This is a genomic window from Vibrio gazogenes, from assembly GCF_023920225.1.
Lineage (GTDB): Bacteria > Pseudomonadota > Gammaproteobacteria > Enterobacterales > Vibrionaceae > Vibrio > Vibrio gazogenes.
Map to the genome: position 1 here is coordinate 816,225 of NZ_CP092588.1, position 16,539 is coordinate 832,763.

The 16,539-nt window shown below is 44.6% G+C and carries 10 protein-coding genes; 1 reads left to right on the top strand and 9 read right to left on the bottom strand.

Features of this window, described 5'->3' with window-relative positions; genetic code table 11:
* Positions 1 to 247: 247 nt before the first annotated feature.
* The gene (locus MKS89_RS19285) at positions 248 to 2,587 is read left to right on the top strand and encodes a glycoside hydrolase family 9 protein (protein WP_077316531.1); all 2,340 of its coding nucleotides are present in this window, start codon (positions 248 to 250) and stop codon (positions 2,585 to 2,587) included.
* Between the two features lie 178 nt (positions 2,588 to 2,765).
* Here MKS89_RS19285 and MKS89_RS19290 read toward each other — a convergent pair whose 3' ends face one another.
* The 9 genes from MKS89_RS19290 to MKS89_RS19330 all read right to left on the bottom strand — a co-directional run bounded on the left by MKS89_RS19290 (position 2,766) and on the right by MKS89_RS19330 (position 16,385).
* The gene (locus MKS89_RS19290; protein ID WP_072955608.1) at positions 2,766 to 3,785 is read right to left on the bottom strand and encodes a LacI family DNA-binding transcriptional regulator; all 1,020 of its coding nucleotides are present in this window, start codon (positions 3,783 to 3,785) and stop codon (positions 2,766 to 2,768) included.
* 215 nt (positions 3,786 to 4,000) lie between these two features.
* Positions 4,001 to 7,081, bottom strand: a complete 3,081-nt coding sequence (locus tag MKS89_RS19295; protein WP_072955606.1) for a GH116 family glycosyl hydrolase — start codon at positions 7,079 to 7,081, stop codon at positions 4,001 to 4,003.
* Between the two features lie 109 nt (positions 7,082 to 7,190).
* Positions 7,191 to 9,608 carry a glycoside hydrolase family 94 protein gene (locus MKS89_RS19300; RefSeq protein WP_072955605.1) on the bottom strand — a complete coding sequence of 806 codons (2,418 nt, stop codon included), beginning with the start codon at positions 9,606 to 9,608 and terminating at the stop codon, positions 7,191 to 7,193.
* A gap of 90 nt (positions 9,609 to 9,698) precedes the next feature.
* Positions 9,699 to 10,790 (bottom strand): ABC transporter ATP-binding protein, encoded by a 1,092-nt coding sequence (locus MKS89_RS19305; RefSeq protein ID WP_072955603.1) that lies wholly within the window; start codon positions 10,788 to 10,790, stop codon positions 9,699 to 9,701.
* Positions 10,790 to 12,139 (bottom strand): GH1 family beta-glucosidase, encoded by a 1,350-nt coding sequence (locus tag MKS89_RS19310; protein WP_072955600.1) that lies wholly within the window; start codon positions 12,137 to 12,139, stop codon positions 10,790 to 10,792. Before MKS89_RS19310 ends, MKS89_RS19305 begins: the two co-directional genes overlap by 1 nt.
* A 20-nt stretch (positions 12,140 to 12,159) precedes the next feature.
* Positions 12,160 to 13,056, bottom strand: a complete 897-nt coding sequence (locus MKS89_RS19315; protein WP_072955598.1) for a carbohydrate ABC transporter permease — start codon at positions 13,054 to 13,056, stop codon at positions 12,160 to 12,162.
* Position 13,057: 1 nt separating this feature from the next.
* Complete coding sequence (locus MKS89_RS19320) at positions 13,058 to 14,044, bottom strand: carbohydrate ABC transporter permease (protein ID WP_072955596.1); 987 nt, start codon at positions 14,042 to 14,044, stop codon at positions 13,058 to 13,060.
* 61 nt (positions 14,045 to 14,105) lie between these two features.
* Entirely contained in the window at positions 14,106 to 15,359 is a 1,254-nt protein-coding gene (locus tag MKS89_RS19325) for an ABC transporter substrate-binding protein (protein WP_072955594.1), read from the bottom strand.
* 18 nt (positions 15,360 to 15,377) lie between these two features.
* On the bottom strand, positions 15,378 to 16,385 hold the full coding sequence (locus MKS89_RS19330) for a LacI family DNA-binding transcriptional regulator (RefSeq protein ID WP_072955753.1): 1,008 nt from the start codon (positions 16,383 to 16,385) through the stop codon (positions 15,378 to 15,380).
* Between the last annotated feature and the right edge of the window lie 154 nt (positions 16,386 to 16,539).

A 16,539-nucleotide genomic window follows, 5' to 3' on the forward strand; every position in this document is an offset into this window, starting at 1 on the left:
ATGTTTCTTTTCATTAATTCTGATGAATTGAGTCATATGGAAAAACAAAAAAACAATAAGCTTCACAATTTAAAAACTAACACTTGCATTATTATTTTAACTGTCGTTTTATCAATAATATCGAATATCTCGATTCTAAATACTATCTAACCCAATTTACCAAGGGAAGGCAACCATACAGATATAATTCTTATTTATTTCATAATGAATATCTATCTGTATTCTTTAAAAAAATAAAGAGGTTAAAATGAATCAAAAGCGGTTAACTATCGCAGCTATTATTAGTTGCGGTGTTATAGGATTGAGTGGTTGTTCGGTGAAGCCCGCTTCATCTAACAATCATGACAATGTTCATTCAGAAAACTTACTCACCAATGGTCATTTTTCTCAAGGAACCGATGGATGGTGGGCCGCTGGTGCAACACTGAAATCAAGCGACCAAATGGGGTGTATTACCTTTGATAAAAAAGGTGCCAACCCTTGGGATGTCATTTTAGGCCAATCCGGACTGGCCCTGAAAAAGGGAGAAGTTTACCAAATTCAATTTCAGGCAAAGGCATACCAACCGATCCGAGTGAAAACTTTGGTTCAACATGATGGCGCCCCCTATACCAGCTACTTTCTCAAAGATACAGCCTTGAGTCCGGAACTGAAGTCATTCCACTATTCATTCAAACCTTCAGCCAACGATGATAAGGTGCAGCTTCAATTCCAAATGGGAAAGGCAGATCCGACGACTGTTTGTGTCAAAGATATCTCACTCTCCGGCCCTAAATACACCAAAAAAGCCAACCTCTCGAAGGTTCAGGTCAATCAAGTCGGTTACTTCGTTGATGGCCCTAAGCGTGCTGTGATTGCCACACAAAAGACATCACCGCTAACATGGAAACTGTTAGATGCCAACAACCATGAAATTGCTCAAGGAAAAACTACACCATTTGGCCTGAATAAAGCCTCCGGTGAGCCGGTGCAAATTATCGATTTCAGCAATGTTCACAAACCTGTCAGCAACGCAGTGCTAGAAGTTGATGGTCAACGTAGCCATCCCTTTGCGATTGATAACTCGATTTACCGAAAAATGAAATACGATGCGCTTTCTTTCTTCTATCAACAGCGGAGCGGCATTGATATTTTGCCCGAATATGTACAGCGCAAAAATCTGGCTCGTCCGGCCGGACATCTTCCCGAGGTTGTCACTTGTTTTAATAAAACCGATGCTAAAGGGAATGATTGGCCGGGATGTGATTTCTCTTTAGATGTGACCGGTGGATGGTATGACGCAGGGGATCAAGGGAAGTATGTTGTCAACGGTGGCATCTCCGTCTGGACCCTGATGAACTACTACGAACGAGAAAAACTGGCCCATCCTAAACAAGCCAGTGCGTTTGCTGACGGTAAGGTAAAAATCCCAGAAAATCACAATAAATACAACGACCTGTTAGATGAATCCAGATGGATGATGAGTTTCATGATGGCGATGCAAGCCCCTGAACATGCGAAAGTCTGGGTACCGGTTGGTGACCAATCGAAACAATTGAATCATCTGAAACTGACACAGATTGACGCCGGTGGGATGGTTTTCCACAAGGTTGCTGATGATGCATGGACAGGCATGCCACTGCCGCCTCACAAAGATCCCAAAAAACGTTTCTTAAGCTACCCAACCACCGCTGCAACACTCAATCTGGCGGCGACTGCCGCACAATGCGCACGGGTCTGGAAAGACACTGACCCAGCCTTTGCCAAACGGTGCCTTGTTGCAGCCGAAAAAGCATGGAAAGCCGCGAACTTACACAAAAATGTGTATGCTTACGACAACTTTGTTGGTTCTGGTCCATACGATGACACCCAATTAGGTGATGAATTCTACTGGGCTGCTGCTGAATTATTTACCACCACAGGTAAAAAAGAGTATCGGGATGCCATTCAGTCTTCACCCTATTACCTGACCACCCCTAAAGGGGATGCGAATGCAACCGGAGATCTCTACTGGCAAGGCGTCAGCACTGCGGGAACAATCACACTGGCACTGGTACCGAATCAGTTACCGAAGGCAGACAAGGCAAAAGCACGGGCGAATATTATTCATACTGCCGATATGTATCTGCGCGCAATTGCCAAAGAAGGTTACCACATTCCTTACAGTGCAACAGAGTATACATGGGGGTCGAACTCGAATTTCATGAACCGGAGTATCTTCTTAGGTATTGCTTATGACTTTACTCATGATCCGAAATACGCTGACGCAGTCATTGATGCCATGGACTACATTCTCGGACGCAATCCGCTTGATCAGTCTTATGTATCCGGTTATGGCAGTCGCCCGTTGATGAATCCGCACCATCGTTTCTGGGCGCACTCAATCGATCAGAATTCACCACGGGTACCACCCGGTGTGCTGTCTGGTGGCCCAAACTCGATCAGCTTCAGTGACCCTGTTGCATCATCGATGAAGGGGAAATGTATCGGACAGACGTGTTGGAAAGATGACATTGGTGCATGGACACTGAACGAAGTGACCGTCAACTGGAATGCGCCATTTTTCTGGACAGCGAGTTTCCTCGATGATTTCAGAGCACACCAATGATCGGGGCTAACTAGCATAGAAACTTGTTTGTAAGGCCGGAAATGATTATATTTCCGGCCTTTTTATTGATAAAAATTATATATCAACCATAAACAACTATTGATATATATTATTAATGACAAATTGTAATAACTGAGTGTTTATCACTGGTTGTTAATAACAAACTGCGAATAACAAACTATTGATAACGAGATTTCGTGGAGTCCCGGGTAATTAAACTAATTGGTGGCAGTCTGACAACTTCGGTTTCACCACTTAACAGCTTTAAAATGCATCGCGCACTAATCGCACCCAATTCATCTAAGGGCTGTCGTAAGGTCGTCAACGACGGCGTAAAATAAGGTGAAATGGGGAGATCATCAAAACCGATGACAGAAACATCATCCGGTACTTTAAATCCATACTCGTTGAGCGCCCGAATGACACCATAGGCAGTTAAGTCATTCGCGGCAAAAACGGCTGAAAAATAGACTTTAGATTCAATCAGCTCGACCATCTTCTCATATCCGGTTTTGATACTAAAATCACCCTCGACAACGAGTTTATCTTTGAATCCGATACCGGCTTCATCGAGTGCTTTTTTATACCCTTCAAACCGTGAGATCGCATCATCATGATCTGCTAACCCTTTGATATGAGCAATATTTACATGGCCTAACTGGATTAAATGCAGTGTTGCTAAATATCCTCCCATCGTATTATCCAAAGAGATAGATTTAATTCTTTCCCCTTCAATATTGTATCCGACCGCAACGACCGGAATTTTCTCCGAGCACTTCTGGATCAGCTTTTTATCAACATTGCCGGAAATAATGATAACCGCATCGACATTGCTTTTAAGCAGATAATCTAAAGAGTATGAAATTAACGTCGCCTGCCAGCTATTGACGGAAATCAGGAGTGAATACCCATGTTCGGCCAGTACCTTTTCCATATCTATCAGCAGACTACTGGTATATGGACTATCGGGGTTTTGTACCAGCACACCAATTGTCATCGAACGTGTTTTTTCGAAGCGACCAACATGAATATGAGGTTTATACCCTAACGCCCGAATCGCTTCTTCTATTTTGGCGGTCTTGTCATTGGACACATAAGACGTTCGGTTAAAGTACCGGGAAACGGTACTGGGGGATACATTCGCAAGCTTCGCTACTTCGTAAGCGGTAGGCGCCATGTTCTTATTAGTCTTATCCATAATCAACCTATTTAATAATATTAATCTACTCACACTAAACACTTTTAGCATAAGTCATACACCCAAGTCACCTTTAGGCGTGTAGGATTCAGCGTATAGTGAGTTTGCTTCATTCAGAGGCGATTCTGATCGGAATCACCGCTGGAGTTACTTGGGGATGTAAATAAGTGAAGAATAAGGGCTAAATTTCATCAGCCCTTATGATAACGACAGGATTAACGATAAATATAAGAAAAAATCATCCCCGGTCTAAAATAACGACCTGCGGTATATTTCATACTTTGTCTGATGAGCCACGCATAAAGTGCTTCAACCTGTGTCTCATCTAGCCCCTTATCGACAAATCCACGCATGAATTCCGCTTTCTCAGCACGAAGCGTCGGACTAACACGCCCGTCTTCAAGCATCGCATGAACCGATTTTAAACACTGTAGGCACTGGTTTGCCTCTGCCTCATTCAGCGGAAGTAACATCTGTAAATCACTGGCGGTCACGCGGGCAGATCCATTGAATCCTTCCGGTGCTGCAAACGGAATTTTGGCGGAGTGATACAACGTATCATAAACAGTCTTCAATAACGTTTCGGCCTGATCATATTTTCCGGCTAATTTAAGCGCACTCGCGACACTAAACTGGACACCCCCCCAGACATCCTGAGCCTGGAAAGCATCATGCGGTGCGCCGTCAGCCAGGGTCATATTTGCAACCCCCAAATGGGGACTGTTTTCTAGGTAATTGGTTTGGTAGATAAAATCGAGTGTCCGATTGACCCGATCCGGACGAAATAGCCCATCCATCCCCATCAGTTTCAAATACGTATCTGCGACTAACGCATCACCGAAACTATTATCAGAATCCATCGCCATGGCGTGATATTCCTGGCTGAATGCCAGCGGAGCAATCGTTAAAAGCTGCTGTTTCTTATCCAATCGCTGTTCAAACCGAGACGGTTCACTGTGTTGATCGACACGATTGAGATAGTCATTCAAGAGCCGGGCATCGGCCACACGATCACCCGATAACGTCAGACCTAACTGTTGGAGAGGCTGATAATCTTGCCCTGTCAGGTGTTTCACTTGAATCGGGGTTGCAGAGAAATGGTAATAACCTTTTTGCTCATCCCACAAACTCTGTTCTAAGGTTTCAAGAGCGGCATCCGCACGTTGTTGATATTCGCTTGAGAGTTGTTGCTCTCCCATCATTTGGGCTAATTGACTCGCCACCTGAAGCCCTGCAACCCACAAACTCGCACAGTAAATGGCAACACCATGTGAAGAGAGATTATCAAAGGTATCATCGGTTCCATGCACTAATGGCAATGTGTCACCGGGTTCAATCAAAGAAGACAAATAATTGATACTTTCTTGCACCGCAGGCCAGCAAGCCTCAATGATCGCGTGATTGCCGGTCTCCTGATAATGACGATAAACCATTAAAATAAATTTAGGTGCGAGGTCTTTCCATTCTTTAACGTTATGCCAGCTATAAGCATCCGGCTGGATATCAAACGGGCTCCCTAAATCATGAATAACGGCACCGTAAACAGCACGAACCCCTAGATACTTATCATCACTCACATCAGCAAAAGGCCGTTCGGCATACTCCCAATAACGTCGAGGTGTCTCATCCTCAGACAAAATGGCCTGCGCAAATGCTTCCATGACTTTGCCATCTAAACGTGGCAACAGATAAAGAATCGCAAAAGAACCATAGAAATAGACATCCAGCGAATTGAAAAATGGGTAATCCACACATTCTTTGACTAAAAACCGATCATGACAGTCCCAAACCGTTGACTCCGCAAGAAACGATAAGGTATTCATCGCCATGGTGGAAAAGCTGACCGCGCTCTCGCGTGCTTTCATCTGTTGGGCAACCGAGTCATAGAGCGCGATTTGTTGCCGGATGATGCGTTCTTCAATCGACTCCAGTTGCGACAGCATTTCGGTCGCCATCAGTGTCGCTCTGTCACGTGCCGGGAAAAAGCGGCTATAGGCCTTTTCGGAATGCCAGTTGTCCAACCAAATTTTACTGTGATCCATCACTTGTAAAAATCTTAAATCCAGCGACTCTCCGGGCTGTAATTCGACTTGAACAACCACTAAGGCTGACAGGGGTTCGCGCCCGGTGTAAGTCCCACTGTCAAAATAGCGATTGGTGCGCCCGATATTTAATGCCGCAACTAACACATCATCCAACTGCGAGCCATACAGGGTCGGCTTCACGGTAATCGTGACTTTACCCGAATTCAGATCGGCGTGATTTGCCACAACCCCATATAAAACTTCCCCTTCAATATCTGATTGATATGGAGAATCACTGGTTAAACTCACGCCAATAAACTGTTGCTGTTCATCACTTATTTTTGCGGCGTGATGCTGCTGCTGAATCGCGTTGCGAACCAGTGAACATGATGAATCCTGAACACCTTGACGGCTTTTCTGATAGGTGGAACCAATCAGGTTATCAAAAGGCTGCGCTAACGTGACTAACTTGGTGACCCCGGAACGGTTTTCTAAATGGAAGTGATTCCAGTGCAGCGGCAGAGAACACAGTTTTTCATCCCCTTTCATGATCGGTGACACCACTTTACGGCGTACTTTCACCTCATCAAAGTGGGTGTACTCATACTGTGCAATCGGGTATAAGGCTTGATAGTGAATATCTTCTGATTTTACGACATCAATATCAGCGATGCGACGAGACGCCAGAGAGGATACTTCGGCTGACTCGTTGACCAATAACCCATTAAAAAACTCCATCGCGACCCAGAGCTGAGTTTCCAGTGCCTGAGGTGCTTGGTGAATTAAACGCTGAGTTTTCTCGGTAAATTCAATCTGCCAACGTGCAAATCGTTCCTGATTCTCAAGATAGAAATTTAACCCACGCAGACCCTGTTTAATTCTTGATAACGTATTAGATTCATTATCGATTTCGAGCTCAACACCAGCAACAGTGACGGGATAAAATGTCAGGAACCGCTCTAAATCCTCAAGATGATGGATGCGGAGATTATCAACATCAAGATCATCCATGACGGATATATAAAAATCATTAAAATTAATTTGTTCTTGGGAACAGTCAATATAGATACCGGGAATAAAACTGAAATTCGGGGTCTCACCTTTTGGGGTCAGTGTAAATGTCGAGCCAATGCCACCGACAGCCATTCCCGTATTTTCTGGCGTGGTCGAAACGGGCTTATACCACGGTTGAAGAAACTCAACGGCTTCGCCCTGACTACAGAGTTCACTCGCAAGCCCATAATAACTTGTATAGGGTATTTTGTTATTCATCATTCATATCCATCGTAATTAAATATGTCACACGCTTGAAAAATATTAATTATGTGTTTTGAGATGGAAGGGCACACCGAGGTGCCCTTTATTTATCATTCGTCTAATATCATTGACCTAACGTAATCTCGATGTGATGCACACCATCGGTAAATACCGGTGCTTTGTTACCTTGAATCACAACACCATCGACGCGCATCTCCGTTACGCCCTGATTGACTTGATGCGGATTGACGACATGAATTTGATAAATTGCGCCCCGGAATTTTCGTTGCACGGAAAATTCAGGCCAATCACGGGGGATACAAGGATCAACGCGTAAACCATCAATTTCAGGGCGAACCCCCAAAATCCACTGCGTACCGGCAACGTAGGTCCATGATGAAGTCCCGGACAGCCATGCATTACGGCCTAAACCAAATTGCGGGTGCTCATCTCCCAATATATTTTGCGGGTAACAGTAAGGCTCGGACTCAAAAACCTCGACTTGATCATTCTTAGAAGCCGGATTAATTTGTCGGTAATACTGGTAAGCGCGATCACCATTGCCGACCTTGGTTTCAGCAATCATCATCCATGGGTTCGCATGCAAGAAGATCCCGCCATTCTCTTTCGCTCCGGGCGGATACGTAGACACCCCACCCAATTCGGGCGAGAATCCGTTATATCCGGGCGTCGAAAGTTTAATCCCATTGGCAGTATTTAATTTTGTATAGACGGCATCGAGCGCTTGCGAGGCACGCTCAGGCGTTGCAAACCCAGAAATCACCGGCCAGCTTTGTCCATTGGTATAGATCTGTCCTTGAGCATTGGTATGCGATCCGATCGGCGCCCCTTTCTCATCAAAGTAACGGACAAACCACGCCCCGTCCCAGCCATGCTGATTGACGATATGTTGCATCTGTTCATATTGATCTTGATAACGCTGTGCGAGCGACGTTTCACCGCGTAGTTGACACAGATCGAGCATATCCAATAACGCTTTACCGTACATATTGGCGACCATCAGTGACTCAGCCCCCGTCGGTAGATTCACCGTGTCGTTCCAGTCCGCAAAGCCCAGAAGTGGCAAACCATGTTGACCGGTATGCGTTTGTGTAAACGCAATCGCGCGGCAGAGGTGATCCCAAACGGTTCCCGTTTCAAGCGGCTTGCCCTGCTTATCTTTTTGATAGTAAGGAATGGTTTGATTGAGAAAATCCGCATTGCCGGTTTCTTTAACATATTGAGTGACGGCAAAGACGATCCACAGGTGGTCATCCCCATAATAATCCGGGCGGTCTTCCTCTTCACGCGAGTCACCGGCATTGGCTTCCATCGTTGAAGGGAAAAATTGATGCATGGCAGAGCCATCGGTATTTTGCACCGAGAGTAAACGTTCGATAAATTCCCGGGCTTCTTCAGGCATGTGGGTCATCACACCCAGAATATCCTGTGATGAATCGCGGAATCCGATCCCACGCGCCCCATAGCCAAGCTGATACAGCGATAAATAGCGAGACCAGTTTTTAGTGGTATGACACTGGCGAGGGTTATGTACATTGAGCATCGAGTTCATCGCCGGATCAGGTGTGGTGACTTGAATGGCCGACAAATAGTCATCCCAGAATTCACTCAACTCAGCAAAAGCCTGATCGACGACGTGATGATCACGATATTTCTCTAACATCGGCTGCGCGATATCGAGACTCTCCATTTGGGTCAACTGAACAACGGTACGCTCGGTTTGCTGTGGCTTCAGCCAGCCTAAACGTAAGTTCAAAGCCCCGATATTATCCCCGCGTAAGCACTCGCTGTTGGTCAGTTCAGCACCATTTAATGCTTCAGGTGCCGCCCAGCTCCCATAACCGCGATTCCCGAGGAATTGCTGGCGATCACCGTCAAATGACGTCGCTGGCCGGTCCGCGGTCAATAAATTCACCGCATAGTCTCGCTTCATGAACGCATACTGTTCCAAAACGGTATGTCCCTGCGCTTGTTGATGCGCTTTCAAGATCATCGTCTGAGGGACCCAGTCAGCATTGACCAGTTGCTTTAATGCATCAAAGTGGGTGAATTCAACCACCGGAATGACATCGACATGCAAATCATCACCGGAAATATTGGTGATCTTAATATCTTGCAGTAACACCGGATCTTGTTTCGGAACAAAGAAGGTGCTCTCACATCGCACACCATACGCTTCGGCAATAATGGTGGTGTAAGACAGTCCGGTATGATTTTCAAATTTATCCAACGGCTTCAGGGTCGGTGTATAAAAGGGCGAAAAAATCGTAACGTCCCCATTTTGATGACGAACTTTTAAATATAACGTCGAGCCTTTAAAATCGGCATTTGGCATCTGGGTAATATATTTGGTGATACGATTCAGAGCAGGATCGCCCTTACAGAGTAAAATACCGCCGTTACTATCGACTAAACCACCAAAATTTAAGGTTCCTACATAATTACACCATTTGATTGGTGTACAGGGTGTAGTGGCAACATATTCTTTATGTTTATCGTCAAAATATCCGAATTTCATCATGACTATCCCTAGCCCCCTTTATTAGTAAAGGGAGCAATTGATTTCAATATATTGTGATTTAAACGCTACTTTATATTTAAAATAGCGACACTAACTGGCTAAAGAATTTTCACTTAATGCATCAAATAAATGAATTGAATCCAAATCCAAATAAAGTTCTAATTCATCCGTATTCACTTCAGCCGCTTGTGTTTCCACTGTGAGTGGTTGGCCCGCAATTTCAGTTTTCAACAAAATACTGGCACCGAGTAATTCTTTGTCTTTAATTTTCACGGAGAATGGAAATACACGACCATGGTCAATATGTTGCGCACGTAAATGAATGTCCGTCGGACGAACGCCCAAATGTAATGCTAAGTTTTTCGAAGCGAGTGCTTTAAATCGTTCAGGCAGTGGAATCAGATTGTCGCCCAATTGAATATAAAATGCTTCCTCTTGGTTGATGAGCTTCGCATCCAACATGTTCATCGATGGGCTACCGATAAACTGGGCAACGAATTTATTGGCAGGTCGTTGGAAGACATCGGTTGGTGTCCCCACTTGCGCAACATACCCATCTTTCAAAATCACAATCCGATCCGCGAGTGTCATGGCTTCAATCTGGTCATGGGTGACATAAATTGTCGTTGTTTTCAGCTCACGGTGAAGTTGTTTAATCTCTTCACGCATCACACCCCGTAATTTCGCATCAAGGTTAGAGAGCGGTTCATCAAATAAGAAGACTTTCGGTGTACGAACCATCGCGCGTCCCATCGCGACCCGCTGACGCTGGCCTCCCGATAACTCTTTCGGTTTACGATCCAGTAATGGTTCCAGCTCCAGCATTTTTGCGGATTTGCGGACTTCTGTATCGATGTCCTTTTTAGCCATTCCTTTGAGTTTCAACGCGAATGCAATATTTTCGTAAACCGTCATGTGGGGATAGAGCGCATAACTTTGGAAAACCATGGCTAGATCACGGTCTTTCGCATCTACTTTATTGATCAGTTTATCTCCGACATAAATATCACCGGAGGTAATACTTTCAAGCCCGGCCAACATCCGCAATGTCGTTGATTTACCGCAACCTGACGGGCCAAGGAATACAACGAACTCACCATCATTCACTGTGAAGTCAAAATGCTTCACGACATCAACATCACCGAAAGATTTCTTGATGTTTCTGAATTCAACTTTAGCCATTACTTGTTCTCCTCGGCTCGCTCTAACAACATATTTTTATAAGCAATAGCGCTTTGTTTCAGGGTTCTCTCTTGGGTCTGATAATCAACATAAACCAATCCGAATCGTTGACGATAACCAAATGCCCATTCAAAATTATCCATTAAACTCCAGGCAAAATAGCCGTCGATTCGCACACCGGATTTGATGGCCTGATCGATGGCTTCAAGATGCGTTTGAAAATAACGAACACGTTGTTCATCGTTAACTTGACCGTCCACACAAGTGTCATTGGTGGCCGCACCATTCTCAGTCACATAAATGGGTGGAATATTGTCATAACGCTCATTCAAACGGACGAGTAAATCCGTCAAGCCTTGAGGATACATTTCCCAACCGATATAGGTATGCTCATTCTCAGGCTGAGGGACGGTTTTGATCTCACCATTCTCATCATAACGAACCACATTCCGGGTATAGTAATTGATACCAATGTAATCGACGGGTGCAGAAATAATCTCAAGATCCCCTTCCAGAATCATCGGCATATGCATGGCCTGATGTTCCGTGATTAAAGCCGGATATTCGCCTTTCAGCACCGGATCAATAAACCATTGATAATTTTCAGCATCTGAATAATTCGCGGCACCGATATCTTTATCGTCCAAGGGGTAAGCCGGTGATGCACTGAATACCACCCCATGTTTCGCATTTGGGGCATTTCTACGCAATACCGGCATGGCTAAACCATGTCCTAACATCAGGTGATGAGAGGCCAAGAAACCTTCACGTTCACCGACAACGCCCGGCGCATGAATCCCCCAGCGGTAGCCTAAGAAAGCAGCCACAAACGGTTCATTGAGTGTGGTATAAACTTCGATTTTATCGCCGAAATGACGGCTGACGACATCCGCATACTCAGCAAACTTATACGCCGTTTCACGGTTGAGCCAGCCCCCTTTATCTTCGAGATATTGTGGCAGATCCCAGTGATACAGCGTGACGTATACCGTCATCCCCCGGGCATGGCATGCGTCGATAATTTGTTCATAAAACGCTAAACCTTGCGGATTGACGACACCGTCTTCCGGAAGAATTCGTGGCCAGGCAATCGATAAACGATAAGCATCGACGCCTAAATCACTGATCATTTCAATATCTTGTTGCCAAAGATGGTAATGGTCACAGGCTTGATCACCGTTGTCACCGTTATCCACTTTGCCGGGTTTGTTACAGAATGTATCCCATATCGACGGCGTCCGTCCGCCTTCTGCAGCTCCCCCTTCAATCTGATAGGACGACGTTGCCACACCAAAAACAAAATCTTTATGACGTAATTGAGAGTCTTGAGGAAGTTCGTATTTATTCATGCTCATAACCTTTAAAAATCTTAACCTTTCACTGCACCGGACGTGAGCCCGCTAATCATCTGTTTAGACGCAAACAAGTAAGTCACGACGAGAGGCAGAATCGAAATTGTTGTCCCCAACATCACCGCGCCCCAAGGGGTATTCGGGATCCCCTGCACACTACGGAGCGCCTGGGTGATGACGTAATTCTCAGGTGTTGTCAGCACCACTAAAGGCTGCATAAACATGTTCCAGAAGAAGACAAACTGAACGATTGCTAATGTTGCCAAAGCCGGTTTCATCAACGGCAAGACCACACTCCAGTAAGTTCGCAGTTGACCGGCACCATCAAGTTTTGCCGCTTCTAACAACTCTTTCGGCACCGACGCCACAATATGTTGACGCATCAGAAAAATCCCGAAGGGGGTGGTCGTAAACGGTAGCCATACCGCAATGTGGTTATCTAACAAACCAAGAAACTTAATAATCATGAAATAAGGAATCAGGCTCAGCACCGGCGGAATCATCATTGAGCCGACGAGCATGCCGAACATGAGTTTCTTCCCTTTAAACTGAAACACACCAAACGCATAACCGCCCATGCTACAAAAGAGCAGCGATATCGCAGTGCCGAGGAAGGCAACATAGATCGAATTAAACATCGCCTGCCAAAATGGCATGATTTCTTGTAGCTTGGCATAGTTGATCGCCAAACTATCTCCAATCGCAAAACTAATCCCCGAGCCAAAAATTTCAGTCCGATCACGGGTGGATAACAGCGCTGACCAAACAAACGGAAAAACCGTCACAATTGCCGAAATAATTAAAATAAACGCTAAGACAATCATGAATAGTTTGGTCATCACCGCGATGGTTGTATCACTCGGTTTTAAAGCATTCAGGCCCGAAGGTTTTGCCTCTAATGAGTTCGTCAACATTTTATTGTTCCCCCAGTCCTTTCTTGCCGAAGAAGAAAAATTGAATCAAAGTACATGTCGCAATCAGCGCAAACAGCAGCCATGAAATTGCAGACGCGGTGCCCATTTCTAACCATTCCCAACCCACTTTGTAGAGATACATTGAAATCGTTAAACCTGACTGTCCGGTACCACCCGTACCACGGGTCAGAACAAATGGTTCTTCAAACAGTTGTAAGTTGCCGATAATCGTCATGGTGACGGCAAAGAAGATAAAAGGACGAATCATCGGCAGTGAAATACTCCAGAAACGACGGAGAGCATTGGCACCATCCATTCGGGCTGCTTCTAAAATATCTTTCGGGATCGTCATCAGGCCGGTGGTATATAAAACGATATTGAAACCGGTGTATTTCCAGAACACCATAATCGCGATGGATGGTTTCACCATGGTTGCATCATCAAGCCAACGGATCGGCTGGAATTGATTAACCCACGCAAAAGCCCAGCCGAATAAAGAGCTATCAGCCAGTGAAGTCAGCGTCTGATTAATAATGCCTGAATGGGGCGAATACATATTAAAAAAGATCAGTGACGCTGCAACGGTGGAAGTAATGTAAGGTAGAAAATAAGCAGACGTTAACCAATGGCGGAGTCGATCTGCCATTGAGACCAAAATATAAGCAACCGGAATCGCAATCAGGTGTTGTGCGACACCGGAAGTAATCGCGAGCCAAAATGTGTTTTCGAGTGAACGCCAAAGCCACGGGTCGGTTAAAGCGATTGAATAATTTTCAAACCCGACAAATTTCATCGCCTCTAAACCTTCAACAGGGTTCCATGCGTGAAATGAAAGATAAACTGAAAAAACTAACGGAAAGACGCCAAACACCGAAAAAATACATAAGAACGGGAATAAAAAACCATAGGGTGTAAGCGCTTTCAAATATCGATTTAAAAAACGCTCATCCGATGGGCTTCTATTTTCATCTCTTGACGAATGCTTCATAATTACAACCTCTTTACAAGGAAGTCATAATGACTTCCTTGTATACATACAAATACATGAATTAAAGATTACGAGTACGACGTTTAATTAAACGCTCAGCTTCTTTTAAAGCAGTTTTGATGTCTTTATTTTCATCAAGCACTTCCATCAGTGCATTTTCGAAAATAATTGAACGAGCAATATGATCGCCTTTTGACGGTTGAACCGGTTTGATATGTCGTGCGACATCAGCAAATAACAACCGAGCCTGTTGACCCCCCAGAAAATCAATTTTCTCTTTAAACATGTCATCATCGTATGTGGTGACGTTGGCAGGGAATGCTGCAATCGTTGCAAAGTGCTTCAGTTGGATGGCACGATTGGTCGTCATGTATTTAATCAGCTCCCACGCTTCATCCTGATGTTTAGATTGCTTAGGAATGGACAAGAACGAGCCGCCCCAACTACCGTAAATTCCATCCGGTAAATGCGACACAGCCCATTTGCCTGATGTTTCCGGTGCGATCCAGTTCTGTAAATGGCCGAGCAACCAAGCCCCTGACAATTGGGTTGCAAAAGTCCCTTTACGGAAGCCTTCATACCATTCATTTGACCAAGCCAAAATTCGACCATCTAAGCCTTTGTCACGAATTTCTTTGGCTACTTGAAACGCATGCACAAAACGCTCAGAGGTGACGAGCGAATGGCCATCTTTATCAAAATAAATCCCGTCCCCTTCGGGAACCGTGGTAAAAATAATAGTTTGGGCAACATCAGCAGCGGAAGGAATTAACTGAACACCCATTTTTTTGAGTTTTTCACCCGCAGCAATGTACGAGTCCCAACTTTTGATCACATCATCAACTTTGAGCCCGGCTTTTTTAAAAATATCGGTGCGGTAATACATTACACCCGGACCTAAATCCATCGGCATACCATAGATATCACCATCGCCGCCTTTTCCTTGAGACCAGGCATAAGGCGCAAAACGGTCTTGGTACTGATCGGCACCATATTTTTTAGACAGATCAACCAAACCACCGGAAGCGACGAATGGACCGATTTTCTCGACATCAACAACAATCACATCACCGGCACCCGATCCTGTCGCTAGGTTGGTGGTGAGCTTGGTGTGATGGTCACCGTGGTTATTCATGAGGGTATCAACATGAATCCCTGTCTTTTTCTCGAAATCAGGCAATATCACTTTCAGGCTGCTATCAAAATCCGGAAATCCATCAAAGCGAATACGCTTATCCGCATCCGCAGAAAAAGAAGGCGCAGACACGATTCCCATCAGAACAACCGAGGTGAGTGTTAAGGCTTTTATTTTCATCATTTATCCTTAAATAACTTATAGGGTATTTATTACGTTCTTGACTGAATCTCTAATGACTAGAGAAGGTACAAGTTTAAGATTCACATCAGATTTATTTTTATTAAGTTTATGAATCGCGAGTTTTACTGCTTCTTTGCTCATTTGCTCAATCGGAAAATCAATAGTTGTTAATCCCGGTGTGAGATAACGAGCAAAAAGAATATTGTCAAAGCCAACTAACGAAATATCATCCGGAACCGAAAGTCCGACCGATTTCAGCACTTCACGTGCACCGAATGCCATATGATCATTTGCGGCAAACACAGCAGAAAACGGACATCCGCGATTGAGCAGTTTTTTCATGGCACTCATCCCTGTTTCTTCGGTAAATCCAGCCTCAGATACCAACATTTCGTTATATTCCAACCCAGCATTTTCCAACGCCTTTCTATAACCTTGCAAGCGTCCTCTCGCATCCGATTTATTCAATGGTCCTGTAATACAAGCAATATGTCTGTGCCCCATTTTGATTAAATATTGTGTTGCGAGTAAACCACCGGCTTCATTATCAATATCGATGCAACTGGTCACCATTTCAGGGACGACCCGGTTAATTAAAATAATCGGTAACCCGCGTTCTTCTAACATGATTAAATAATCATCATCGAGTTGTTGAGTATGAAGAATAAGCGCATCAACCCGGCGGCCTAAAAGAAATTCAACGGCTTCTTTTTGACTTTGCTCGGTATTTGCCCCCGCAGTAATAACCGCATGATAACCGAGTTGACGTAGTTGTCCTTCAATACTTTGTAATATCCCAGAATAAAACGGGCCACCTAATTCGGGAACAACAATACCAACACTTTCTGTACGGCTAGAAGCCAATGCCTGAGCAATAGAGTTGGGGCGATAACCTAATTCTTTAATGGCTCTTTCAACTTTTAACTGTTTTTCCCGACTGACTCGGGTTGACCCATTGATGACTCTGGAAACGGTTGCTTGTGATACACCTGCACGTTCTGATACATGTTTAATCGTGACCAAATAAACCTCTGCTTGAAATCGCTTACAACTTGAGTATTCAAGATTATTGGTCACTTAAGCGTGATGTTAATCACGGTAAACCTGAAATTTATTTAGCGATTAAGAAAAAATTGAAAAGCTTTGCAGTTTTCTAATAAGTCATGAAATCATTTCA